Source organism: Bacillus sp. V3-13 (assembly GCF_002860165.1).
GTDB lineage: Bacteria > Bacillota > Bacilli > Bacillales > Cytobacillaceae > Bacillus_BJ.
The window spans coordinates 1-23,646 of the sequence record NZ_PGUZ01000026.1; the positions used below are offsets into that span (position 1 = coordinate 1).

General features: G+C 44.5%; 23 protein-coding genes and 1 other annotated feature. All 23 genes read right to left on the bottom strand.

Annotated elements, in window-relative coordinates:
• Positions 1-187: 187 nt before the first annotated feature.
• The 23 genes from ileS to CU633_RS10360 all read right to left on the bottom strand — a co-directional run bounded on the left by ileS (position 188) and on the right by CU633_RS10360 (position 23,531).
• Positions 188-2,959, bottom strand: a complete 2,772-nt coding sequence (gene ileS / locus CU633_RS10250) for an isoleucine--tRNA ligase (RefSeq protein ID WP_101660079.1) — start codon at positions 2,957-2,959, stop codon at positions 188-190.
• 83 nt (positions 2,960-3,042) lie between these two features.
• Positions 3,043-3,271: a binding site (T-box leader), on the bottom strand.
• Between the two features lie 49 nt (positions 3,272-3,320).
• Entirely contained in the window at positions 3,321-3,836 is a 516-nt protein-coding gene (locus CU633_RS10255) for a DivIVA domain-containing protein (protein WP_101660081.1), read from the bottom strand.
• Between the two features lie 87 nt (positions 3,837-3,923).
• Positions 3,924-4,697: a YlmH family RNA-binding protein gene (locus CU633_RS10260; RefSeq protein WP_101660083.1), complete on the bottom strand. Its 774-nt coding sequence runs from the start codon at positions 4,695-4,697 to the stop codon at positions 3,924-3,926.
• 57 nt (positions 4,698-4,754) lie between these two features.
• Positions 4,755-5,018 carry a YggT family protein gene (locus CU633_RS10265; RefSeq protein ID WP_101660085.1) on the bottom strand — a complete coding sequence of 88 codons (264 nt, stop codon included), beginning with the start codon at positions 5,016-5,018 and terminating at the stop codon, positions 4,755-4,757.
• 6 nt (positions 5,019-5,024) lie between these two features.
• Positions 5,025-5,471, bottom strand: coding sequence for a cell division protein SepF (locus CU633_RS10270; RefSeq protein ID WP_101660087.1), 447 nt, complete (start codon positions 5,469-5,471; stop codon positions 5,025-5,027).
• Entirely contained in the window at positions 5,468-6,172 is a 705-nt protein-coding gene (locus CU633_RS10275; protein WP_101660100.1) for a YggS family pyridoxal phosphate-dependent enzyme, read from the bottom strand. Before CU633_RS10275 ends, CU633_RS10270 begins: the two co-directional genes overlap by 4 nt.
• The gene (gene pgeF, locus CU633_RS10280; protein ID WP_101660102.1) at positions 6,173-7,000 is read right to left on the bottom strand and encodes a peptidoglycan editing factor PgeF; all 828 of its coding nucleotides are present in this window, start codon (positions 6,998-7,000) and stop codon (positions 6,173-6,175) included.
• A gap of 68 nt (positions 7,001-7,068) precedes the next feature.
• Positions 7,069-7,338 carry a YlmC/YmxH family sporulation protein gene (locus CU633_RS10285; RefSeq protein WP_101660104.1) on the bottom strand — a complete coding sequence of 90 codons (270 nt, stop codon included), beginning with the start codon at positions 7,336-7,338 and terminating at the stop codon, positions 7,069-7,071.
• 116 nt (positions 7,339-7,454) lie between these two features.
• Positions 7,455-8,234, bottom strand: a complete 780-nt coding sequence (gene sigG, locus CU633_RS10290; protein ID WP_101576537.1) for an RNA polymerase sporulation sigma factor SigG — start codon at positions 8,232-8,234, stop codon at positions 7,455-7,457.
• Positions 8,235-8,392: 158 nt separating this feature from the next.
• A complete protein-coding gene (gene sigE / locus CU633_RS10295) occupies positions 8,393-9,112 on the bottom strand; it encodes an RNA polymerase sporulation sigma factor SigE (protein WP_101660106.1) in 720 nt (239 codons plus the stop codon).
• Between the two features lie 44 nt (positions 9,113-9,156).
• The gene (gene spoIIGA / locus CU633_RS10300; RefSeq protein ID WP_101660108.1) at positions 9,157-10,095 is read right to left on the bottom strand and encodes a sigma-E processing peptidase SpoIIGA; all 939 of its coding nucleotides are present in this window, start codon (positions 10,093-10,095) and stop codon (positions 9,157-9,159) included.
• Between the two features lie 477 nt (positions 10,096-10,572).
• Positions 10,573-11,709 carry a cell division protein FtsZ gene (ftsZ, locus tag CU633_RS10305; protein ID WP_101660111.1) on the bottom strand — a complete coding sequence of 379 codons (1,137 nt, stop codon included), beginning with the start codon at positions 11,707-11,709 and terminating at the stop codon, positions 10,573-10,575.
• A gap of 41 nt (positions 11,710-11,750) precedes the next feature.
• Positions 11,751-13,034 (bottom strand): cell division protein FtsA, encoded by a 1,284-nt coding sequence (gene ftsA, locus CU633_RS10310; RefSeq protein ID WP_101660113.1) that lies wholly within the window; start codon positions 13,032-13,034, stop codon positions 11,751-11,753.
• A gap of 111 nt (positions 13,035-13,145) precedes the next feature.
• Complete coding sequence (locus CU633_RS10315) at positions 13,146-13,514, bottom strand: small basic family protein (protein ID WP_101660115.1); 369 nt, start codon at positions 13,512-13,514, stop codon at positions 13,146-13,148.
• Positions 13,514-14,245 carry a DUF881 domain-containing protein gene (locus CU633_RS10320; protein WP_101660117.1) on the bottom strand — a complete coding sequence of 244 codons (732 nt, stop codon included), beginning with the start codon at positions 14,243-14,245 and terminating at the stop codon, positions 13,514-13,516. The genes CU633_RS10315 and CU633_RS10320 overlap by 1 nt, the downstream gene beginning before the upstream one ends.
• Before the next feature lie 109 nt (positions 14,246-14,354).
• A complete protein-coding gene (locus tag CU633_RS10325; RefSeq protein WP_101660119.1) occupies positions 14,355-15,050 on the bottom strand; it encodes a DUF881 domain-containing protein in 696 nt (231 codons plus the stop codon).
• A complete protein-coding gene (locus CU633_RS10330) occupies positions 15,034-15,819 on the bottom strand; it encodes a cell division protein FtsQ/DivIB (protein ID WP_101660121.1) in 786 nt (261 codons plus the stop codon). Before CU633_RS10330 ends, CU633_RS10325 begins: the two co-directional genes overlap by 17 nt.
• A gap of 193 nt (positions 15,820-16,012) precedes the next feature.
• Positions 16,013-16,921, bottom strand: a complete 909-nt coding sequence (gene murB / locus CU633_RS10335) for a UDP-N-acetylmuramate dehydrogenase (protein WP_101660123.1) — start codon at positions 16,919-16,921, stop codon at positions 16,013-16,015.
• Between the two features lie 57 nt (positions 16,922-16,978).
• The gene (gene murG / locus CU633_RS10340; RefSeq protein ID WP_101660125.1) at positions 16,979-18,082 is read right to left on the bottom strand and encodes an undecaprenyldiphospho-muramoylpentapeptide beta-N-acetylglucosaminyltransferase; all 1,104 of its coding nucleotides are present in this window, start codon (positions 18,080-18,082) and stop codon (positions 16,979-16,981) included.
• Positions 18,083-18,340: 258 nt separating this feature from the next.
• On the bottom strand, positions 18,341-19,441 hold the full coding sequence (spoVE, locus tag CU633_RS10345) for a stage V sporulation protein E (protein ID WP_101660127.1): 1,101 nt from the start codon (positions 19,439-19,441) through the stop codon (positions 18,341-18,343).
• Positions 19,442-19,545: 104 nt separating this feature from the next.
• Positions 19,546-20,898 carry a UDP-N-acetylmuramoyl-L-alanine--D-glutamate ligase gene (gene murD, locus CU633_RS10350; RefSeq protein WP_101660129.1) on the bottom strand — a complete coding sequence of 451 codons (1,353 nt, stop codon included), beginning with the start codon at positions 20,896-20,898 and terminating at the stop codon, positions 19,546-19,548.
• Complete coding sequence (mraY, locus tag CU633_RS10355) at positions 20,899-21,873, bottom strand: phospho-N-acetylmuramoyl-pentapeptide-transferase (RefSeq protein WP_101660132.1); 975 nt, start codon at positions 21,871-21,873, stop codon at positions 20,899-20,901.
• Between the two features lie 188 nt (positions 21,874-22,061).
• A complete protein-coding gene (locus tag CU633_RS10360; protein ID WP_101660134.1) occupies positions 22,062-23,531 on the bottom strand; it encodes a UDP-N-acetylmuramoyl-L-alanyl-D-glutamate--2,6-diaminopimelate ligase in 1,470 nt (489 codons plus the stop codon).
• Positions 23,532-23,646 lie beyond the last annotated feature (115 nt).

A 23,646-nucleotide genomic window follows, 5' to 3' on the forward strand; every position in this document is an offset into this window, starting at 1 on the left:
CCCGACAAGCGCTGGAGGGCCTGACAGTGAAGTCGCTTTTTGACTTCATTGGCAGGACCGAAGCGACTCGAGGGGCTAGGCGCTGGAGCTGGACATCGAAACGCCCAACTATATTTAGAAACGTTTATACTTTCCTATAGCTTGAAAAAACCTCCGGAGCGTAAGCCCTGGAGGTTTTTGATCAATATTAGCTTAAATGGCTGTAATGCTCTTCGACAACAGCGGCACAGCGCGGACAGATCGTCGGATGCTCCGGAACTTTGCCAACTTCCGGCGTGACTACCCAGCATCGTTCACACGTTTCACCTTCTGCTTTGGAGACAACGATTGCTGCATTGTCAAGCTTTAACGCATGTTCTGGTGCTTCTTCGTACGAGCCTGCTACTTCAAAGCCGGACACGATGAATAGCTGCTCCAGGTTTTCGTCGATTGAATCGAGGAGAGCCTTTGTCTTGTCATGAACATATAAGGTTACCTTGGCCGTTAACGATTTACCAATTACCTTCTCATTACGCGCTTCTTCCAGCGCCTTTAACACATCGTTGCGAAGCTTCATGAAAGCGGTCCACTTTTCTTCAAGCTCTTTTGCTTTCGGCAATTCTTGATATTCAGGCATATCTGTGAGCTGGACGCTTTTTTCGTCAACCGCCGGGATATGAGCCCAGACCTCATCGGCAGTATGAGGAAGAATCGGGGCAACAAGCTTTACTAATGCCGTTAAGCTTTCATATAAAACGGTTTGAATCGCACGGCGCTCAGCATTGTCCTGCGCTTCAATATAGAGAATATCTTTGGCAAAATCAAGGTAAAACGCGCTAAGGTCGAGCGTACAAAAATTATTTACGGCGTGATAAATACCGGCAAATTCATAATTTTCGTAGGCATCATGAACATTTTTAATCAATTTGTTCAATTTTACAAGCATAAATTGATCCACTTCGCGCAGCTTCCCGAACGGAACAGCATCTGCAGCAGGATTGAAATCAGCAAGATTTCCCAGTAAGAAACGGAAAGTATTGCGGATTTTCCGGTAAACTTCAGCAACCTGCTTCAAAATCGGATCGGAAACGCGCACATCTGATTGATAATCAACCGATGCGACCCAGAAACGGAGAATGTCAGCGCCAAGCTGGTTCATCACCTTTGCAGGAACGATGACATTCCCGAGCGATTTGCTCATCTTCTTGCCTTCACCATCGAGAGTGAAGCCGTGGCTTAAAACTCCTTTATATGGAGCCTTTCCGGTTACAGCAACCGCCGTGGACAGAGAAGAATTGAACCAGCCGCGATATTGGTCAGAACCTTCCAAATAAAGATCGGCAGGCCGCTGTAAATCTTCGCGCTCCTCTAAAACGGCTTGATGAGAAGAACCGGAATCAAACCAGACGTCCATAATATCGGTTTCTTTTGTAAAAATGCCGTTCGGGCTGCCGGGATGGCTGAACCCCTCTGGTAAAAGTTCACCCGCTTCTTTTTCAAACCAAATATTTGATCCGTGTTTGCGGAACAGAGCGGACACATGGTCGATGGTTTCATCGGTAATGATCGGTTCACCGTTTTCGGCATAGAACACCGGAATCGGAACACCCCAGACACGCTGGCGGGAAATACACCAATCACCACGGTCGCGGACCATATTATGGAGACGGGTTTCTCCCCACGCCGGTACCCATTTTGTCTCTTCCACTGCTTGTAAAAGATCTTCACGGAAATCTTTGATCGATGCGAACCATTGTGCGGTTGCTCTAAAGATCACCGGCTTTTTCGTTCTCCAATCATGCGGATAGGAGTGGGTGATAAACGAAAGCTTAACAAGCGCCCCGGCTTCTTCGAGCTTTTCGGTGATCGGCTTATTGGCTGTGTCATAAAACAAACCTGCAAATCCAGGTGCCTCGTCAGTCATAACGCCTTTATCATCGACAGGATTTAAAACGCCAAGCCCGTACTTTTGGCCGACGTAAAAGTCGTCTTCCCCATGTCCTGGAGCGGTATGGACACAACCGGTTCCTGCATCCGTTGTAACATGCTCACCGAGCATGACAAGGGAATCCCGGTCATACAAAGGATGCTTGGCAACAATGTATTCAAGCTCGCTGCCTTTTATTTTTTTGACAACCTCGGCAGTCTCCCAACCAACTTCATTTGTAACCGATTCAAGCAACGCTTCGGCGACGATGTATTTTTTTTCGTTCGCGCTAACGACCACATAAGTAAGATCCGGATGCACAGAAATTCCGAGGTTTGCAGGAATCGTCCATGGCGTTGTCGTCCAAATCAAGATTTCTGTGTCGGTATCGAGTACACCTTTGCCATCTTTAACTTTAAAGCCGACATAAATCGATGGTGAGCGTTTATCCTTATACTCGATTTCTGCTTCAGCAAGCGCGGATTCGCTTGAAGGTGACCAGTAAACAGGCTTTAAGCCTTTGTAAATATAGCCTTTTTTCGCCATTTCGCCAAAAACTTTAATTTGTTGCGCTTCATATGCAGGCTCCAGGGTAATGTACGGATTTTCCCAGTCCCCGCGTACACCAAGGCGTTTAAACTGGATGCGCTGGCTGTCAATCTGCTCATACGCATATTCCGCACAAAGCTTGCGGAATTCCGCTACCGTCATTTCCTTCCGTTTAACGCCTTTGTTTGTCAATGCCTGCTCAATCGGCAGGCCATGTGTATCCCATCCCGGAACGTATGGCGCATTATAGCCGCTCATCGATTTATAGCGGACGATAAAGTCTTTCAATATTTTATTTAAGGCATGGCCCATATGAATATCGCCGTTTGCATACGGAGGCCCGTCATGCAGGACAAACATCGGCCGGCCTTTTGTACGCTCCTGGACCAGTTTATATATATCGATTTCCTGCCATTTTTCCTGAATTTCCGGCTCGCGGTTCGGCAAATTGCCGCGCATTGGGAATTCGGTTTTTGGCATCAATAATGTATCTTTGTATTCCATTACAATATCCTCCCGTTCAATCGCTAACTTTTATCATGATTTCCAAATTCGAAAAAATCAAACAAAAAAACCTTCTCATCCCGGAAAGGGACGAGAAGGTTTTTTCCCGCGGTACCACCCTTATAGACAGTCAAAATGTCTGTCCACTTCAGCATTCGTAACGTGAATGATCCGTCAAAGCTTAATTACAATCGTGTTCAGCCTTGAACTCGAGGGTGATTTTCCAATTTTCGCTCCTGCCAGGCTTCCACTGTCCCCGGTTCGCTATAAATCAAGCCTTGAAAATTGTACTGTCCCTGTCAACGCAGTCATCATTTATTAAGTATCATCATATGATTATATGCGGAAATTCCTCTATTCGTCAAGCAAGTGAATCTTCTTCTTCGGACGCTTTTAGCTCAGCAGCATCCAGTTCGTATTCAAGCAAATGGTCCCAGTCATCGTTGTTGAGCATATCAAGCTGCGCTTCGACAAGCATTTTAAAACGGGTTCTGAACACCTTTGACTGCTTCTTTAAGTCCTCAATTTCGAGCGCAATTTTTCTTGCTTTTGATAATGATTCATTGACGATCCGGTCCGCGTTCTTCTCCGCTTCCTTAATGATAAGCTTCGCCTCCTTATGGGCGTTGCGCTTCACTTCTTCGGCTGCTTCCTGGGCGATCACGATCGACTTGTTCAGCGTTTCCTCTATATTGCTAAAATGGCCAAGCCGCTCCTTTTGGTCATTAAGCCGTTCTTCAAGCTCTTTCTTTTCACGCAAAATCAACTCATAATCCTTGATGACTTGATCAAGAAACTCATTCACTTCATCTTCATCGTATCCCCGGAACCCTTTGCTGAATTCCTTGTTATGGATATCTAATGGTGTTAACGGCATTACGCCACCTCCCGGTTACAATCATGTTCTCTATGTACTAAAACTAATATTCGACAAGATGTTATAAAATCCTTTTAAAACGGTGAATTATTTTTGCCTTCCTGCCGTGATCCTCCATTTATCCTTTTTCGTTTTCCCTTCGATCAAAATAAGCTTGCAGCGCCCATAACCCCTTATCGAAATAATGTCCCCCGCACCGCACTCAAACGACGTACTTTCAATCGTTGTCCAATTCACCTTGACAATTCCCTGTTGAATCAACAGCTGCGCTTTTTGGCGGGAAAGATTATATAAACCGGCAACTACCGTGTCCAATCGAAGCGACGAAATCGTTGCAGTTAATTCTGACCATGCTTCCGATACGGATAATGCATGCTCAAACGGAACTTCTTCGATCCTGACTGAAGCCTTTCCGACCGACTGCAGCTCATTTTTAACATAATCCGCTATCTCTTTTGCCGCAAAAAATTGCACCCGATCTTGATCAACTAGAATATCGCCGAATTTTCCGCGTTTCAAGCCGAGCGACATCAAACTTCCTAAAACCTGGCGGTGCTCGATCGTAACAAATTTAGCCGGATAGCGGATCTCAAAAAGGCTGATTTGAAAATCTTCCTGTCGGGTAGTCATATACTCGGGATAAAAGATCGCCCGCTGTCTCTCCGCCGTTTCTGAACCGCCAAACAAGCCAAATTGTACATCAGCATGGCGGCCGACAATCGCTGTGACAATTTGCTGTTCGCGCGGATCCAGAAAATCGGTCAGCTTTGCTGAGTAAGTAGTTTCAACATAATCTTTCCATTGCTGGACCAGATCAATAAAATCGCGCTCTTCCGGGCGAAAATGCTGGTAAATCGACATAAATCAAAACTCCTCTAATACGTTGCAATGGGCCCGTTCCAGCTTTTCCGGCAGAATCTAAGCGATCCAACGAAATACTGTATTAAGCCCGCCCGTCGCCAAGCGCAGTACCAGGATCGCCACAATCGGGGAGATATCAATCATGCCCAGCGGCGGAATAAAGCGGCGGAACGGCTCCAAATACGGCTCACATATTCTCGCCAAAAATTGCCCGATCGCCGATTCACGCGCATTTGGAAACCAGGACATTAGTATGTACACAATCAGAGCCCACGAATAAATTTCAATCAGAGAATTTAAAAACAACAATACTGTATTCATTAAATGTTACCACCTCGAGTCTTGAAGATCATGCTCCTGCATGAATTCAGAAATGTTACCGGACACTTCGACATTGTCTGGTGTGCACAGAAAAATATTCATGCCAATACGCTGGATGTCTCCGCCAATAGCATATACGGTTCCGCTTAAGAAATCAACGATTCGCTTTGCCTGGTCATGGTCAATCCTTTGCAGATTGACGACAACGGCCCGCCTGTTCTTTAAATGATCGGCAATATCCTGCGCCTCCGCATAAACGCGCGGCTCAATTAAAATCACTTTGGAAGATTTTTGCACACTTTGCAAGCTGACGACATTTTGTTTTTGCGACTGCTGGGGCTGGTGCCTTTGCTTCTTAACAGGCTCCAGTTCTTCCTCGGCAAGCTCTTCCTCTCTATAGTCATATTCATCATCAAGAAAGAAAAATGTTTTGATTTTCGATTTTATGCTCATTTACTTTGCACCTCCTGCACTTGTCCGTCTTCTTCACCAACTAAGGCAGACCCGATTCGAACCATCGTCGCCCCTTCTTCTACAGCGATTGTATAGTCATTTGACATTCCCATTGACAGCTCCCTGCACGGGGCATGGGGCATTTCTAAACGCTGAATCGTGATTTGCAGCTCTCTTAAGCGCCGAAAACAATTTCGAATCACAGCTTCATCCTCGGTATTAGGAGCCATTGTCATTAAGCCGGCAACCTCAATACGCGGAAATTGGGCCAGCTCCCTGACAAAGTCGACAGCCTTTTCCGGCGCGATTCCATGCTTGGATTGTTCCCCGGAAACGTTCACTTGAACAAAGCAGGATATTGTTTTTTCAGCTCTTTTATTGATTTCCTTCGCAAGAGAAAGCCTGTCCAATGAATGAATGTAAGCCACTTTATCGATGATATTTTTAACCTTTCTCGATTGCAGGGTGCCGATAAAATGCCAGACTGGTTTATCTTGCAGCACTTCCCATTTCGCAAGCAGCCCTTCTTCACGGTTTTCGCCAAGATTTTCGATTCCTGCCGCAATTGCCTCGGCGGCCCTTTCAGCTGATACATATTTTGTCACTGCAATGATTTTGATCTCTTCCGGGCTGCGGTTTACTTTTTTGCATGCCTGCAAAATTTGTCCGTTTATTTTGTCAAGCTTTGCTGAAACTCTCATTTATTTCTGTAAAGCCTCCTTCCAGCCGATAAAGCTCATCATTCGCCCTGTTTTTCCCCGGTCTCTGCGGTGGGAAAAAAATTGGCTGTGATGACAGCTGGTACAAAAACTGGTCATCCTGATTTGTGCTTCGCTTAAGCCGCAGCTTAACAAAATTTGCTTATTGAGCTCGCGGAGGTTTAGCGAATATTGGCCCTCTTTTATTGTATTATATGTTTTTTTTCCGACATCTTCTAGTCTGTTTTTCACCATTTTGATAACGGGTTCATCAACGATATAACAATTTTCGCAAATTGACGGGCCAATGACAACCGAAACATTGTCGCGAGTGATACCTTCTTTATGAAACACATTAATCATTTCCTCCGCGATGCCGCTTACGGTTCCTTTCCAGCCGGCATGGGCAATGCCGACGGCCCGGCCCTCAGCTGAGATAAAATAAAGAGGAACACAATCTGCAAAGCATAACGTAAGCAAAATGCCTTCATCTTTTGTGAAAAAACCGTCGGTTTGTTTAAAAGCATCGTCATACGAATTTGACCCTTTGCCCCTGTCATCCCTGGACACTTTTTTTATGTGAACCTCATGGGTCTGCTCTGCACCGACCCAGTAATCCAACGGAAAATCGATCAGCCCGGACAGTTTTTCACGGCCCTGGCAGACCGCATCATGATGGTCATTGACATGGAATCCGAAGTTTAAACCAAATTGAGACTGATGATGCCCGCTTGTATTTTTTGTCGTAAATCCTGCGACAAGACCCGGAAATTTATCAACCCAGTCTTTGATCGAAAAATATTCTTGTTCAACAAGTGTGAATGGCTCCATGACAAAACCTCTTCTTTTTTTCTATAGTTTACCATAGAAGGAAAAGCGGGCACAGCAAAAAAAGCCCTTTACTCGTCTTCCTCTCTAAATTTTATCTCACTTGTATCCCTATAGCGAACGAGAATAACGTCCTCGCCAATTTTCAGCAGGTTCTTCCACGGTATGACAATATCTTCATCGCGCCCAAACAAGCCAAGAACTTTTCCTGCTCCGCTTACGATTACTGCTTCAATTTTGCCCGTGTCCAAGTTAATTTCAATGTCGCCGATATTTCCAAGCCTTTTTCCATCTGTTATGTTTACAACATCTTTTATTTGAAAATCTGATATCTTTATCATTGTTTTTCACTCTCCCGCGATACTTTCTTTAATCAATATATGAGCTGGCCTGGCTTTTTAGAAGAACAGGGAGCCAAACGCGGAAGGAATGAGAAAAGCCGCCCGCGGGCAGCTTTTTAATGTTGAATATTTTTATTCATTTGTTTGATGGCCGCTTTTTCGAGCCTTGACACTTGCGCCTGGGATATTCCGATCTCATCGGCCACTTCCATTTGCGTTTTCCCTTGAAAGAAGCGCTTTCGCAAAATGAGCTTTTCCCGGTCATTCAAGCGCCTCATGCCCTCTTTTAAGGCAATTTCCTCTATCCAGTGTGAATCCTTATTGCGTTCGTCACTCAACTGGTCCATCACAAAAATCGGATCGCCGCCGTCATTATAAATTGGCTCAAATAAAGAAACAGGATCCTGAATTGCGTCCAGCGCAAAGACAATTTCTTCATGGGGAACTTCCAATACCCTGGCAATTTCTTCAGCTGTCGGTTCCCGTGATGTTTCACCCATCAGCCGCTCTCTGACCTGGAGAGCTTTATAGGCGATATCCCTTAACGAGCGGGAAACCCGGATCGGGTTATTATCCCGCAAATAGCGGCGGATTTCGCCGATGATCATCGGTACCGCGTAGGTGGAAAACTTAACGTTTTGACTAAGATCAAAATTATCAATTGATTTCATAAGACCGATACAGCCGACCTGGAACAGGTCATCAACAAATTCGCCCCGGTTGTTAAATCTTTGAATAACACTGAGGACGAGGCGCAGATTTCCGTTGACGAGTTTTTCCCGCGCGGATATATCCCCTGTGTGCATTTGCTTGAAGAGTTCTCTCATTTCTTCGTTTTTCAATACTGGAAGCTTTGAAGTATCTACCCCGCAAATCTCAACTTTATTTCGAGTCAATTCTTTTTCCCTCCTTGCAGGAGCTGCTGTTCAAAAATCAGTATCTCCCCGGTAAGGAAAAATATGCACTTGTCCAGTTTCAAGGATTTGCGGGCTACGAATGAAAAACGTTAAGAACTCAAGATTTATATCCGTTTTCCATCAAAAAAAATTTATCTTTAGACCATTTTATTAAATTCTTTACGCAATCTTTTGATAATTCTTTTTTCCAGCCTTGAAATATACGATTGGGAAATCCCTAACATATCGGCGACATCCTTTTGTGTCTTTTCTTCGCCGCTTCCAAGCCCAAATCGCAATTCCATAATTTGCTTTTCCCTGTCGCTCAGCTGGTGTAACGCTTTAATCAACAGCTTGCGGTCGACGTTTGCTTCGAGATCCTTGGTGATGATATCATCCTCTGTCCCGAGGACGTCTGACAATAATAATTCATTGCCATCCCAATCGATATTTAAAGGTTCATCAAACGAAACCTCTGAACGGATTTTGTTATTTCTCCTTAAGTACATTAAAATCTCGTTTTCAATGCAGCGGGAAGCGTATGTAGCCAGCTTAATTTTCTTTTCGGGATTAAAAGTATTGACGGCTTTGATCAGCCCGATCGTGCCGATGCTGATTAAATCTTCAATATTGATGCCGGTATTTTCAAATTTCCTGGCAATATAGACAACCAGGCGGAGATTGCGCTCGATTAAAATGGAACGGGCCGCTTTATCTCCTTTGGGAAGTTTTTTTAATAGCAGCTCCTCTTCTTCTTTGTTTAAAGGAGGTGGCAACGCTTCACTTCCGCCTATATAGTATATTTCATCCGATTTAATACCAAGTTTTATTAATAACTTATACCAATAGTAGGATAAGCGCAGTCGCAGATTTTTCATGTGTGTCCTCCTTCTAAAATATCTTTTCTCCGAGTATAGTATTATTAGCTTACCTTTATAGACGGCCTATCCTTTTTCTCGCCTGTCAAAAGCTTGGGGTGGACGATACATTGAAAGGCATCATCGGCAGATAATTGCTGGGTCGTAAATGAAATAAGCCCTTTCTCTGTTTCCCAGCAATCTTTATCTTTTTCAATTCTGATCATGTCAGGCTTTAAAGCCAAGATGAGTTGATGGTCCTTGCCGACCACCCGGCATGGAATAATCCTCATCCGGTTCTCCAGCTCTGGGGAAATTGTTTCGCTTCCGAAAATGATATCTTCATGGTTTGTTGCCAGCTTGATTAACTCTTCAGGCAGTTCATGGGAGCAGTTCCTGATCGAAATCAACATGACCGGCCATTTCGAAAGCGGATCATAAAGCTGATTCCCGCTGTCAATTAACCCTTTAACGGAAATCTCGGCCTCCCCCAGCAATACCGTGACTTTTACAAGCTGCTCATACTGAATTTTCACAACCTCGATTGCTTCAATGTTACGTCTGGATAAATGCCAGGCGATTGGAAAGCCGATCAACACAAACAACCAGCTTATTGGATCACCAAACCCTTTGCTGTTTGCCAGCAGCACCTTCGTTGTGAGACCAAAATCAAATTGAATAAAATAATGGGCACCAATTAATGAGCCGCCAATTAAAAAGGTTGTTGCGTAAAGGGTTACAAGGCCAGAAAAAAAATAGCGAAGCCTTTTGTAGCCAAAAGCCGCTAATACCATCATCACAGAAAAAAGCAACTTGGTTAGGGGATCACCGGAAACTGTACTGAAAGGCGTGACTGCCAGCAGAATAATCAGTGAGCCAATAAATCCGGCGAGAAAAACTCTCCATAAGCGAATGCTTCTTTTTAAAATAATTGCAGTTAAATAGATGAGCAAACTATCAAACAAAAAATTCAAAGCCCAAATCACATCTAAATAAACCGTCACTTCCCTCTCTCCCTAAAGATAGAACCGCAAGGCGATTCCCTTTGAATGAGTAAAAAGAACAAGGCTGGCTGTTTAAATTGGAAAACCAATTTTTTGCTGCTATAAATTCCGTTACGAAAAAGTATAGCGTACTTACTCTCAGGAAGTGTGTCACTTTCTGTAAGGAAAGGAGAAGAAATTTCCCCTATTCAATTCGGATTTTGTCAACTTTCTTCTTTATTTGCGCAGTACTTTTTAAGCGAATAAGAAAAGCGCAAGCGCCTTGGTCAGCCCCGACAAGCGCTGGAGGGCCTGACAGTGAAGTCGCTTTTTGACTTCATTGGCAGGACCGAAGCGACTCGAGGGGCTAGGCGCTGGAGCTGGACATCGAAACGCCCAACTATATTTAGAAACGTTTATACTTTCCTATAGCTCAAAAAAAGAGCATGGCAACCTAATGCCATACTCTTTTAATATTTTTTTTCTATTGAAAATAACTTAGCGTCTGCGATTCCGGTTGCGCAAGAAGGTTGGGATATCAAGCGGATCTTCCCCTTGCTGTACAGAAGCTCCTCTTGTTGTTTCTTGCTGTACTTCAGTTTTTTGCTCGCGGTTCGCAGGCTGCTGTCCTGGCTTGGCCTGGCCGAAAACCGGGCGATTCATCGGCTTGGATTTGAGGATTTCCTCATTGAAGCCGGTAGCAATTACCGTGACTTGAATCTCATCCTTCAGATTCTCATTAATGACTGATCCAAAAATCATATTAACATCCTGATCTGAAGCAGATGCAACAATATCCGCAGCTTCCTGCACTTCAAACAAGCTTAAGTTTGCTCCTCCGGTAATGTTCATCAACACCCCTTGAGCGCCATCAATGGATGTCTCAAGCAACGGTGATGAAATGGCTTTTTTGGCCGCTTCTGCGGCACGGTTTTCGCCTGAGGCAACCCCGATCCCCATCAAGGCAGAACCCTTATTGGACATAATTGTTTTCACATCAGCAAAGTCAAGGTTGATTAAACCCGGGACAGCGATTAAATCAGAAATACCCTGGACACCCTGGCGGAGAACATTATCGGCAACACGGAATGCTTCGAGCATTGGAGTGCTTTTATCAACCATTTCAAGGAGGCGATCATTGGGAATCACAATAAGTGTGTCAACAGCTTCCTTCATCGCATCAATTCCACTACCCGCTTGATTGGCGCGTTTTCTGCCTTCAAACGTAAACGGGCGTGTAACGACTCCGACTGTTAAAGCACCTAAATCACGGGCAATTTGTGCAATGACCGGAGCGGCTCCTGTACCCGTTCCACCGCCCATTCCAGCAGTAACAAAAACCATATCGGCGCCCTTTAACACTTCCTCTATTTGTTCTTTGCTTTCTTCTGCCGCTTTTTTGCCTACTTCAGGATTGGCACCGGCACCCAACCCGCGCGTCAATTTCGCGCCAACTTGCATCTTTACTTCGGCTTTGGATAGATTTAAAGCTTGAGCATCCGTGTTCACGGAAATAAACTCAACACCCTGTACACCCTGTTCTATCATCCGATTAACAGCGTTGTTTCCACCGCCTCCAACGCCAATTACTTTTATGGTAGCCAGTTGATCTAAATTCGTATCAAACTCCAACATGACAAATCCTCCTAATTCGTCGTTATCCCAAATAGCTCGTCCTACTCAAAGAAATAGCCAAGGAACTTCTTCACCCGTGACGTAATTTTTTCTTCCGGTTGCTTTTCAGGCTTTGCTTTCGCCTGAGGCTGTTTTTGAATCCGCTTTTCCTTCATTTCCGGGACCACTGCCTGGCCGCTGTTCTTTCTGCCCTGCAGTCTCGCTGTCTTATATGAAAACTTAATCAATCCGACGGCTGTTGTGTATTGTGGTTCACGAACTCCAATGTAATCCGGGATCGCAATTCGGACACGATTCTGCAATACAGCCTGGGCAAGTTCGAGAATCCCTTGCATGTTAGCAACTCCGCCAGTGAGGACGAATCCTCCCGGCAAATCCCTGACACCCATTCTTCTAATCTCATTTTGAATGAGTTCAAATATTTCTTCCATTCTAGCTTCTATAATATCAGAAATTTCAAGCTGATTAAATTGCTGATGTTGATCACTGCCGATAATTGGCACGCTGAAAACTTCATCTTCTGAAGCATCATCATAAAAAGAATGGCCATGCTTAATTTTAATCATTTCAGCATCCTCGGTTGAGGTTCGCAAACCAATCGACAAATCTTTTGTAATATGGTCACCACCGACCGCCAGAACGCTGGTTGATTTTAAACTGCCGTTTTCAAAAATCGCAATCGTAGTCGAGCCGCCGCCGATATCAACAAGGGCTACGCCAAGGTTTTTTTCATCCTTGGAAAGGGCAAAAGCTCCGGAAGCAAGAGGCTGAAGCGTTATGTCTAAAATCTCAAGCCCTGCCCGTTCAACACAGCGCAGGGTGTTATGTAGGATTGTTTTTGAACCGGTAATAATCGTGCCTTCCATTTCAAGACGAACACCAATCATCCCGCGCGGGTCGTTGATTTCATCGAGCCCATCGACAATAAATTGCTTTGGAATGACATCAATAATTTCCCGTTCAGGCGGTATGGAGACAACCTGTGCTGCCTCGATTACGCGGGTTACATCCTGATCGGAAATTTCCCGGTTATCACTTGATACCGCGACAACGCCGTGGCAAGGCTGGAGCATCACATGGTTTCCGGTTACGCCGACAATGACTTGGCGAATCTCCATTCCTACCATTCTTTCAGCTTGTTCAATTGCCCGTTTAATAGAATGAACGGTTTCATCTATGTCAACAACAGAGCCCTTTTTTAAACCCTCGGACTTTACGTTGCCTACACCGATAATATTTAATGAATCATCAACCATTTCACCAATGATCACTTTAATTGTGGACGTACCGATGTCTAGACTTACATATATCTCATTGCTGTTCATTCTTTGGCACCTCCTTTAAACAATTCGTAAAATTGAACAACAATTGAATTAAATTCTGTTTATTTTACAATATCTTATAATTTTATTCGTCACAACAAAAATTTTCCCTTTTTATTCATCAATTTTTTTCGGCTCGCCCCGGCTGGCAGACCATTTCGTCAACAATAATCTCCTGATCACCGCAATATTTTGAAACAGCCTGACACCAAATGCGAAAACGGCTGCCAAATATAAGTCTACACCAAGATGAACCCCCAGAAAAGCTAAACTTGCAGCCAGAATAATATTGAAAAAGAATCCTGACACAAAAACCTTTTCATCATAAATATTTTGGAGATGGGCCCTGATGCCGCCAAATAACGTATCAAGTGCTGCGAGTACTGCGATTGATAAGTAGTTTGAGTATTCGTCAGGGATTCTGATATCCGTCATTAAACCGAGGAAAATCCCGATTACTAATCCCAGTAAAGGAAGCCACATTATGAATCCCCTCCTTTTCCAGGGTCCAAAGGTTCCATGTTCCTAACCCGGATCGAATCCTGATAAGCAGGAATTGTCAGCGACTCTTTCGGACTGGAGACAGTCATTCTTAAATTATCGATAAAAAAATCCTCCGCAGATTTTGATACCTGCATCCGGTTGAACAGCTTCTCAGCCGTTTCGATATTTTCGGTGATGATCTTAACCTCAATCGGCATGCTGTTAAGGGGGTAACCATCTATTTTTGTTTCCCGGTTAATGTCCCGTATCACTGTTGTATTAATAATTCTCTGCCCGGCGATCGAAATATGCTTTGCATCATACATGTTCAACTCGTTTACAAGCCGTTTCAACAGCTCGGGAGAAATATCGGAAACCGATTCTCCAAGGACGATTTGTTCATAAATCGGCTCGATGGTCAATATAATTCCCGGGCCGGAAACATCCGTTAATCCGGCTTCAAGCTTCAATTCTTCCAATGTAGTCCTTAGTGCCTGCTCCTTGCTTTGACTGCGCTCTGTTTCATATTGGGCAAGCTTATCTTCATTGGAGCGAATTTCCCGAATCAACCGCGATTGAATTTCCTTTTCCTTCAAAAGATCCTCGCGAAGCTGCCATGTATCCCTTGTATCCCGGACAACCGGTTCTTTTACTGTTTGAAATTGAATCGCAAGCATAAAGCCTACAATTAACGCAATCACGGTAAAGCTAACCATTTTTTTGTTGTCCACATTTTTTCACCTGGCTTTCTTGACTTTTTAAAAGTGGACATAAGCGAAACGCACGATTATCCAACTGGGTAATTCAAGATAAAGAAAGCTGTTCAAAAGAGAACTTCTTTTAGCTTCCCAGTTTCGGTTCGATCACAATCTCATCCTTTTTCTCAACCGTAAATACAATATTATCATTGACAAGCTGATCCTTCACACCGCCCGTCAAGCTGACCGCTGAAGACATAATGTCAGGGTCCCCCAATGCTGTGATCACAAAAGGTGCAGGATGCTGGTAGCCGTCAACCGTAATCACCGGACCGTCACAAAGAATGTAAGAATTATGGGAAAGCCGCTGCCCGTTAATTGCAATTGCAGAGGCTCCGGATATGTATAATTCATTGACAACTTTAAAAACATGCTGCTCATGGACAAGATAATTATTGATATTTTCTTCCTCGGGATTATAATCTCCATCAGCCAAGGTAATCTGGACACCTTCTCCCTTAACTCCTACTTTGCCAAGGAACATCCGGTATTTTTCGATATCTTCAGCAAGATTGAAGAAGATTTGCGCTTCATTGGCAAGCTTCTGCTCAATCTTCAGAACCTTGGCCTGTTTCTCGTTCAATTCTTTCTGCAGTTCCCTGTTTGTTTCCTCCTGCTCAATGAGCTGCTCGCGGAGATCAAGGGTTCTTTCCCATTGCCTGTCCGTAATGTCAGATGAATTATGTTCATTTTTCGTCAAATGGTACGAAAATGCAAGTATATATCCAAGCACGAGAAAAACCAATGAAAAAATAACGTGCCTACCTTTCACCTTCATCGTTCTTCATTTCAGCTCCTTCTGAACCATAACCTTTAAAATAGGAGCCTACTTCTAAATCAATAACTCCCTTTTTTCCCGGATCAAGCTGGCTGACAATCGAAGGGTAATGCACCATTTTTTCGGCAAAGCTTCTTAATGTCGCATTCACTTCAAATCCGTCATTCATAAACAGAGTGATCCGGTGTGCATCTGTCTCTGTTGGGCTATAGTGGATTTCTGAAATCGCGTTGAGCACTTCCTCCGGCAATACTTCCAGCCCATCTATCATCTCTGCAAGGATATCACCTTCCGCAAACCCGCTCAAAATTGGGGCGTTTACCGGAAGCCCGGTTGTTTCCTTTTGTTTTACAATAAAACCGTTGTCCAATACCGGCAGATAGCTTGTTTCGTTCGCTACATACGCAATCCTGCTGTGCTCTTTCACTTTAATCAACACGGAATTTGGGATTTGGATGGACACATCGACAGATTCTATTTCAGGCAGCTCTGATAACTTACCCTCTATCGACTTCGAATCAACCTTCCAAATATTTGTTTTTGATGATAACTTGCTCAGTGAAATTAGGTCTTCCTGTGAATACAGCTCGTTTCCAGAAACAGTGATCTTTTTTACATGGCTTAACGGAGACTGAAAATAGACAACACAAACAATCAAGGAAAAAAACAGCATCAACAGAAATATCAATCTTCTATTTGCTTTCCTGCGCCTTTGCTGCTTCAGCTTTGGAATACGATCTTCAAGCGAAACAACGTTTCCCTTCCCCATCTCATCACCCCATTTCATGAAAACACAAGCACGGTGCTTGTCCCACAGCAAGAAACACACAGTCAAGATTTAAACATAAGTGAAAACAACGGCACGATCCAGCATGCCGTTATTGCCGATAAAGCTGTTATTTTTTTAATTTCTAAATAGATATTATAACACAAATACTTTTCCCGGTAAGTTCAATTCCCTGTTACTTTCGGCCGATTATTTCCACTTCCGTTTCCAGATTCACTTGATACTTATCATAAATAGTATCTTTCACATGTTGGATTAACGCAAGTACATCTTCTGCTGTTGCCCCGCCTGCATTGACGATGAAATTTCCATGCATATCAGAAATTTTTGCCCCGCCGATTGAATGCCCTTTTAATCCGGCATCCTCAATTAACTGCCCCGCATAACGCGGAAGCGGATTTCTGAATATGCTGCCGGCACAAGGGTAATTCCATGGCTGTGTTTCCTTGCGATAATCCTTATTCTTTTGCAGCTGCCGAACAATCTCTTCCCGTTTTCCCTCTGCAAGCTGAAAGACGGCCTCCAACACAATCCCGGGCCGCTTTTTTTGCAGAACGGATGTCCGATAGGAGAATTCCATCTCATCAACACCGAGCCAGCCGACCGTTCCATCTGCAAAGAGAATGTGTGTCTTCGTTAATATTTTCGAAATATCGGAGCCATGCGCACCCGCATTCATATAAACGGCCCCGCCGACCGAACCGGGTATGCCCGCGGCAAATTCAAGACCGGTCAATCCCTTCTTGCTTATGGAAGCTGCCATGGCCACTAAAGAAACTCCGGCTCCCGCTGTTACAGTTTCTCCGTCAATGTCAAGCCGGTCTAATCCTGAGCCAAGTTTAATGACTGCCCCTTCAATTCCTTGATCAGAAACAAGCAGATTGGAGCCTCTGCCAATTGCCCGCCAATGTAATTTGTATTTTTGAATCAATTCCATCGTTTTCTTTAAATTGTCAATGGATGAAGGTTCTATGAATAAATCTGCCGGCCCGCCGATTTTGATTGTTGTATGGTTGGCTAAAGGCTCATTTTTTTTCACCTTGCCAACGTTTAAATTTGTCAGTTCTGTTATTAAATCGGTCATATATACCTCCCTTTCTTTTTTTCTGTGTATTAGTTTATGCGCAAAAAGAAAGCTGGGCTACTTTTGTTTTTGATCGACAAGTTCCTGCATTACGGAATAAAGCCTTTCTGCCGCATCTGGAATCCCCAATTGTTTGGCCGCGGTTTTCATTTCCTTCAGCTTTTGTTCATCCAATAAAATCGCATCGATTTGCTGGACCAGCTTTGCCCCGCTCAAATCCTTTTCGAGGAGCAGCTCGGCTGCCCCATGCTCGCTCAATGCGCGGGCATTTTTTTCTTGATGGTTATTGGTGACATACGGGCTCGGAATAAGAATGCTCGGGATCCCAAGTGAAGTTAATTCCGCCAGCGTTGTCGCACCGGCTCTGGCCACGGTTAAGTCAATGCCGGCAAGCACCTCCGGCATGTTATCGATAAAAGGCTTGATGATGACATTTTCAGGGCTGCCGACCAGCTCGACCTCTTTTTTCACTTCTTCAAAATGGGCTTCCCCCGTCACATAAAGAACCTGATAATTTTTCTCGCCAAGCTCTGCCAGCGACTTTAAGACAGCTTCATTGAGGGGCCTGGCCCCACGGCTTCCGCCAAATATCAATACAGCCGGAACATTTAATTTCAACCCGGTTGAAAGGCGTCCTTTAATCCCATCCTTGCCGAGTACTTCAGACGCGCGGGGATTGCCGGTTAAAATCACCTTTTCTTCCGGGAAAAAGGCCTTTGCTTCTTCAAAACAAACAGCAATTCTGTCCACATAGCGGCTTAAAAATTTGTTCGTTAAGCCTGGAACACTGTTTTGTTCGTGGATCAAAGCCGGAATCTTCAGCTTTGCTGCCGCATAGACGACAGGACCGCATACATAGCCGCCGGTGCCAATTACAACATCCGGTTTAAATTCCTTTAAGATTCGCTTGCTGTCTCTGACTCCCTTCCAAAATCGGATCAATGTTTTAATGTTTTCGAGGGAGATTTTTCGTTGAAAACCAGTAATATGTATCGACTTAAATGGAATATTTTCTTTCGGGACAATTTTGCTTTCCAGCCCTTTTTCTGTACCTATATATAAATATTCTGCCTGATCGTTTCTCTTTTCGATTTCCCTGATGAGAGCCAGGGCCGGGTATATATGGCCGCCGGTTCCCCCACCGCTAACTGCTATTCTCATTTTTTCACCCCGCAGATAGAAAAAAATGCTTCTATCCTCTTTTTAGTTTGTTTTTTCTAAGCTGAATTTGCACTTCACCGTTATTCCCCATTCTACTATATTGTAAACTTTGATGATAACCGAAAAAAGATTGTAATCCAAATTTCATCAAAAAGAAATATACCCCTTTACGGAGGCAGTTTTTAGCGCGGGGAAAGGAAAAGCAACCTTGCCGGCGTCCATGGCAAGGTTGCTGTAGTAGGCAGGCACAAGTATCAGTTAGTAGCGGGCATGCCTGCTGATATTCAATAAAACCCCGATTGCCATCAACATGAGCGTCAATGATGAGCCTCCATAGCTTAAGAACGGAAGCGTGATTCCCGTAACAGGCATCAACCCGGTTACCACCCCAATATTGATCATCACTTGAATAGCAATCATTGCGATAATCCCCAGGGCAAGAAAGCTTCCGTAAAGGTCGGGCGCTCCTAAAGCAATCCTTATTCCTCTCCATAATAAGAGCGAGAACAACAAAAGTACAAATGAACCGCCTATAAATCCAAGTTCCTCCGCTAAAATGGCAAAAATGAAATCCGTTTGTGGCTCCGGCAAATAAAAGAATTTTTGCCTGCTTTCGCCGAGACCGAGTCCAAATAATCCGCCAGGGCCGATCGCATAGAGTGACTGAATGATTTGAAACCCCGTTCCCCGCGGGTCTGCCCAAGGATCGAGAAACGATGTGATCCGCTGCATTCGATACGGTGCAGAGAGGACCAGGCCGACAAATCCGGCAATACCAATCAGCCCGAGCCCAACAAAATGGCTAATTCGTGCCCCGGCAATAAAAATCATCACAACACATGTTCCAACCATGACGGTGCCTGTCCCTAAATCGGGCTGGAGCATGATCAGGGCGAATGCCGTAAAAACGAGTGATAACGAAGGAACAAGCCCTTTTTTAAAAGAGGTGATCAGCTTTTGCCGCTCGGAAAGAAACTTGGCAAGGAAGACGATCATCGCCAGCTTCATAAACTCTGAGGGCTGAATCGAAAACGCGCCTACCCCGATCCAGCTTCGCGAACCATTTCGTTCGGTACCGATACCGGGAATTAACACAACGAGCAAGAGTACAAAACAAATAAGCATAATCACCTTCGCCCATGTTTTCCACGCCCAGTAATCAATGTTCATAATAAAAAACATTGCGATGATGCCAACGCCGGCAAAAAGCATTTGCCGTTTCGCAAAGAAAAAAGAATCTTTGAATCGAAAATCCGCCTGAACAGCGCTTGCACTGTACACCATGATCAGTCCGACTGCAAGCAAAGTAAAGGTAACAATTATTAAAATTAGATCGGGAGTTGATTTTTTAGACGGCAATGCTATACACCTCGACTGCAAGTTTTGAGCCTGTATGTACTATTTATAGCATTCCCTGGAATCGGCCTTACACAGATTGGGCCATTCCGGCAGCGGACAAGCTCTTATTTAAGCTTATGCACTGCGTTTATAAAAATGTCTCCCCTGACTTCAAAAGTTTTGTATTGATCCCAGCTGGCACATGCAGGTGACAAGAGGATGACATCGCCTGGAGCGGAAAGCCCGTAAGCGACGGGAACTGCTTTTTCCACATTATCGACACTCTCAATTATTTTTATTCCTGCAGCCCGGCCTGCCTCTTGTATTTTTCCTGACGTCTCGCCAAAAGTAATCAATGCTTTAACATTTGTTAAATAAGGAACGAGTTCCGAAAAACCATTGCCGCGATCAAGTCCGCCGGCGAGAAGAATGACCGGGGCTTCAAAAGCAGATAACGCCTTTGATGCTGCAAGGACATTTGTCGCTTTAGAATCGTTAAAAAAGGATCTGCCATTGATCGACTCGACAAATTGAAGACGATGCTTAACACCGGTAAATGTGGTGAGCACCTTTCTGACAGCTTTATTATCAACACCTGAAAGCTTGGCCGCCGCAACAGCAGCCAGGATGTTTTCAAGGTTATGGCTGCCCGGCAAAGCAACTTCCTCGACCGCCATAATCTCTTCACCTTTAAAGTAAATGATGCCATTTTTCGCATATGCACCATTTGCAAGTTCCTTTTCGATAGAAAATGGAACAAGTGAAGCTTTCGTCTCCAACGCAATAGCGACAGTCTTTTCCTGGTCAGCGTTGTATATAAAGTAATCCTCTTCGGTTTGATTGCGGGCAATATTCGCCTTTGCCTGCTCATATTCTTCCCTTGTTCCATGATAATCAAGATGCGCATCATAAATGTTAGTCAAAATCGCTATCTTTGGCTTAAAAGTATCAATGCCCATCAGTTGGAACGACGAGAGCTCAATCACGATCGTTTGATTGTCTGTAGCCTTCTGGGCGACACCTGAAGCTACAGTGCCAATATTCCCTGCGATTAACGGAGCTTTTTTTCCAGCCTCAAGCATCTCAAACACCAGTGTAGTCGTCGTTGTTTTTCCATTAGTGCCGGTAATACCTATAAATGGTGCTTCAGAAATTTGGTAGGCAAGTTCGACTTCAGTGATAACCGGAATGCCTCTTTCAATGGCGCCGGTTATCATTGGGTTGCGATAGGGAATGCCGGGATTTTTAACAATTAATTCAAAACCTTCATCGAGCAGCTCAATTGGGTGGTCGCCACAGACTACTTTAATGCCCTGCTCCAAAAGTCCTTGCGCTTCCGGATTTTCAGATAACGGCTTGTAATCATTGACGGTGACGAACGCACCGAGCTTATGCAATAGTGAGGCTGCACTCACACCGCTCTTTGCCAGGCCCAAAACCAATATTTTTTTATGGACATATTGTTTAATTTGTTTCAATTACAACCACACCTCTATATAGATTCCCAGTATCGCAAATAAAAGACCAACCGCCCAGAAAGTGACGACCACCCGCCATTCCGACCATCCGACAAGCTCGTAATGGTGATGAAGGGGGCTCATCCGGAAGATTCTTTTACCTGTCGTTTTAAAGGAAATTACTTGCAAAATAACAGATAAAGTTTCAATAACAAAAACTCCACCAATGACAATCAAAATGACTTCCAGTTTTGTTACGATGGCGAGGGCGGCAATCGCCCCTCCCAATGCGAGCGAGCCTGTATCCCCCATAAAAACCTTGGCGGGATGGGCATTAAAGACAAGGAAGCCAAGCACGGCGCCGACGACAGCCACCGAAAAAATCGCTGCCTCAAATTGCGACTGGTTCCATGCCATTACAGCAAAAGCCCCAAATGCGATCGCAGTGCTGCCCGAAACGAGCCCATCCAGTCCATCAGTAAGATTCACCGCATTTGAAAAACCAACCATCCAAAAAATGATAAATAGAATATAAAACACGCCTAGCTCAATCGAATAATCAAAATAAGGAATATTTACTGCCGTGGAAAAATCGTTTTGTTTTAATACGAAATAGAAGACAGCCGATATGATCATTTGTCCAAGCAGCTTTTGCTTTGATGTCAGCCCCAAATTTCTTTTCATGACGACTTTAATAAAATCATCAAGAAAACCAAGAAGGCCGAAGCCAAGCGTAACAAGCAGCAACAGGTAAGTTTCGACCGTTGCGCCGGAAAATTTGTTCGTCATCACCAGCGTTGTGACGGTGACGGCTGCCAATATCATAATCCCGCCCATTGTGGGCGTTCCGGATTTCTTTTGGTGTGACTGTGGGCCCTCTTCGCGAATGCTTTGTCCAAATTTCAACCTTCTTAAGAAGGGGATAAAAATAGGAGACAGCAACACCGTGATCAAAAAGGCCATCAGTATTGTGAAAAAAATAACTTGCTCGAGCATTTTATCCCCTCCTCCCCCGGTTCCCGACTTGGAACGATGGATCAAAACGCTGAGCCATCACAGCTATATCATATGTAGCTTCATTTTCATTAAGAAGCTTTTTATCCGAAAAAAGAATTTTAATCATATTAATCCTGGTATCCTCTCTCTAAACCTTTAGCGGCTGATTGTTTCAGTTTGGTCCAAACTCAGCCGTTCTGCCGTTCCTCTATCGCTTCTCGCGCAACAACCCGATCGTCGAAGTCAAATACTTCGTTGCCGATTTGCTGATACGTTTCATGGCCTTTTCCGGCTATTAAAATGACATCACCCTCCCGCGCATGTGCCACCGCGTACCTGATCGCTTCTTTTCTATCTATGATAGCCAAATACTGCTCGCCGCTAACACCCATTTCCATTTCTTTGATAATGTCGGCGGGATTTTCACTTCTCGGGTTGTCGGAGGTGAAAATCGCGTCTGTCGCATAACGGCAGGCAATTTGCGCCATGAGCGGCCGTTTTGTCCGGTCCCGGTCTCCGCCGCAGCCAACGACAACGAAAATCCTGTTCTTGGCAAATTGTTTTACAGTCTTCAAGACATTTTCAAGGCTGTCAGGCGTATGGGCGTAATCCACAATGACAGCGTAATTTTGCCCGGCATCCACCGGTTCAAAACGTCCTGCCACTCCTTTTACCTGCTCTACAGACCGGATCGCACCATCCAGGTCTATTTCCGACACAAGCGCAGCCGAAATGCTTGCCAGTACGTTATAAACACTGAATTTTCCAATCAGCTGCAAGGACACTTTTCTGATCCCGAGCGGTGTTACTAAATCAAACTCGGTCCTGCCTGAAGTCATTCTCAAATTGATAGCCTGGATATCGGCCTGATGATCAATCCCGTACGTGACGACATGAGCGGCGGTCGAGCTTATATATTCAACCGATGCCGGATCATCGGCATTCAATACGGCAAACTTTGGATGGTCGTGGTTAAATGAATTTCCCAGCTGGGCAAAAAGCAGTCCCTTCGCCCTCCGGTATTCTTCCATCGTTTTATGGTAATCAAGATGATCCTGCGAGAGGTTCGTAAATACAGCGACATTATAATCGGTACCATGGACTCTTCCATAGACCAATGCATGGGAAGATACCTCCATTGCTGCTGTTTCGACCCCTTCGTCGACCATCTTGCGAAATGTGCGCTGAAGCGTGAGGCTTTCAGGTGTTGTATTCTTCACTTCGAAGGTTTTTGAGCCGATTTTTGTATACATCGTGCCGATCAGCCCGGTCTTTTTTCCCGAGTCGGCGAAAATTTTCTCGATCAGGTGGCTTGTCGTCGTTTTTCCGTTTGTTCCGGTAATCCCGATCAGATGAAGCTGCTTGCTTGGCTGTCCGTAAAAAGCATCGGCGAGCACAGCCATTGCCCGATATGTATCCTTTACAACTATAACCGGAACGTTTAACGGCAGCTCCCTTTCAGCAAGAATCGCGACCGCTCCGTTTTTTACGGCAGATTCGGCAAAGTCATGGCCGTCAAAGGTAAAGCCGTTAATGCAGATAAACAAGCTTCCCTGCTCAACCTTGCGATTATCATTATGAATAGACGTAATTTCCGGATTTTCCCCCGAAAACTGAACAAAAGGGCGTAAATGCCCGATCAGTGTATGTAATTTCATATTTTCATATCCTCTCTCATAAAAACAGAGACTTTCACCAGGGAACGGCTGCTACAAGGCATTTTCAGCCGCAAATAAGGAGCAAAGATCCCTTTTCAATCAAAATGATTTAATA

Coding starts and splice junctions, on each gene's coding strand:
- ileS (WP_101660079.1), bottom strand. CDS start 2,959: ATGGAATACAAAGATACATTATTGATGCCAAAAACCGAATTCCCAATG.
- CU633_RS10255 (WP_101660081.1), bottom strand. CDS start 3,836: ATGCCGTTAACACCATTAGATATCCATAACAAGGAATTCAGCAAAGGG.
- CU633_RS10260 (WP_101660083.1), bottom strand. CDS start 4,697: ATGTCGATTTACCAGCATTTTCGCCCGGAAGAGCGCGATTTTATTGAT.
- CU633_RS10265 (WP_101660085.1), bottom strand. CDS start 5,018: ATGAATACAGTATTGTTGTTTTTAAATTCTCTGATTGAAATTTATTCG.
- CU633_RS10270 (WP_101660087.1), bottom strand. CDS start 5,471: ATGAGCATAAAATCGAAAATCAAAACATTTTTCTTTCTTGATGATGAA.
- CU633_RS10275 (WP_101660100.1), bottom strand. CDS start 6,172: ATGAGAGTTTCAGCAAAGCTTGACAAAATAAACGGACAAATTTTGCAG.
- pgeF (WP_101660102.1), bottom strand. CDS start 7,000: ATGGAGCCATTCACACTTGTTGAACAAGAATATTTTTCGATCAAAGAC.
- CU633_RS10285 (WP_101660104.1), bottom strand. CDS start 7,338: ATGATAAAGATATCAGATTTTCAAATAAAAGATGTTGTAAACATAACA.
- sigE (WP_101660106.1), bottom strand. CDS start 9,112: ATGAAAAATCTGCGACTGCGCTTATCCTACTATTGGTATAAGTTATTA.
- ftsZ (WP_101660111.1), bottom strand. CDS start 11,709: ATGTTGGAGTTTGATACGAATTTAGATCAACTGGCTACCATAAAAGTA.
- ftsA (WP_101660113.1), bottom strand. CDS start 13,034: ATGAACAGCAATGAGATATATGTAAGTCTAGACATCGGTACGTCCACA.
- CU633_RS10315 (WP_101660115.1), bottom strand. CDS start 13,514: ATGTGGCTTCCTTTACTGGGATTAGTAATCGGGATTTTCCTCGGTTTA.
- CU633_RS10325 (WP_101660119.1), bottom strand. CDS start 15,050: ATGAAGGTGAAAGGTAGGCACGTTATTTTTTCATTGGTTTTTCTCGTG.
- CU633_RS10330 (WP_101660121.1), bottom strand. CDS start 15,819: ATGGGGAAGGGAAACGTTGTTTCGCTTGAAGATCGTATTCCAAAGCTG.
- murB (WP_101660123.1), bottom strand. CDS start 16,921: ATGACCGATTTAATAACAGAACTGACAAATTTAAACGTTGGCAAGGTG.
- murG (WP_101660125.1), bottom strand. CDS start 18,082: ATGAGAATAGCAGTTAGCGGTGGGGGAACCGGCGGCCATATATACCCG.
- mraY (WP_101660132.1), bottom strand. CDS start 21,873: ATGCTCGAGCAAGTTATTTTTTTCACAATACTGATGGCCTTTTTGATC.
- CU633_RS10360 (WP_101660134.1), bottom strand. CDS start 23,531: ATGAAATTACATACACTGATCGGGCATTTACGCCCTTTTGTTCAGTTT.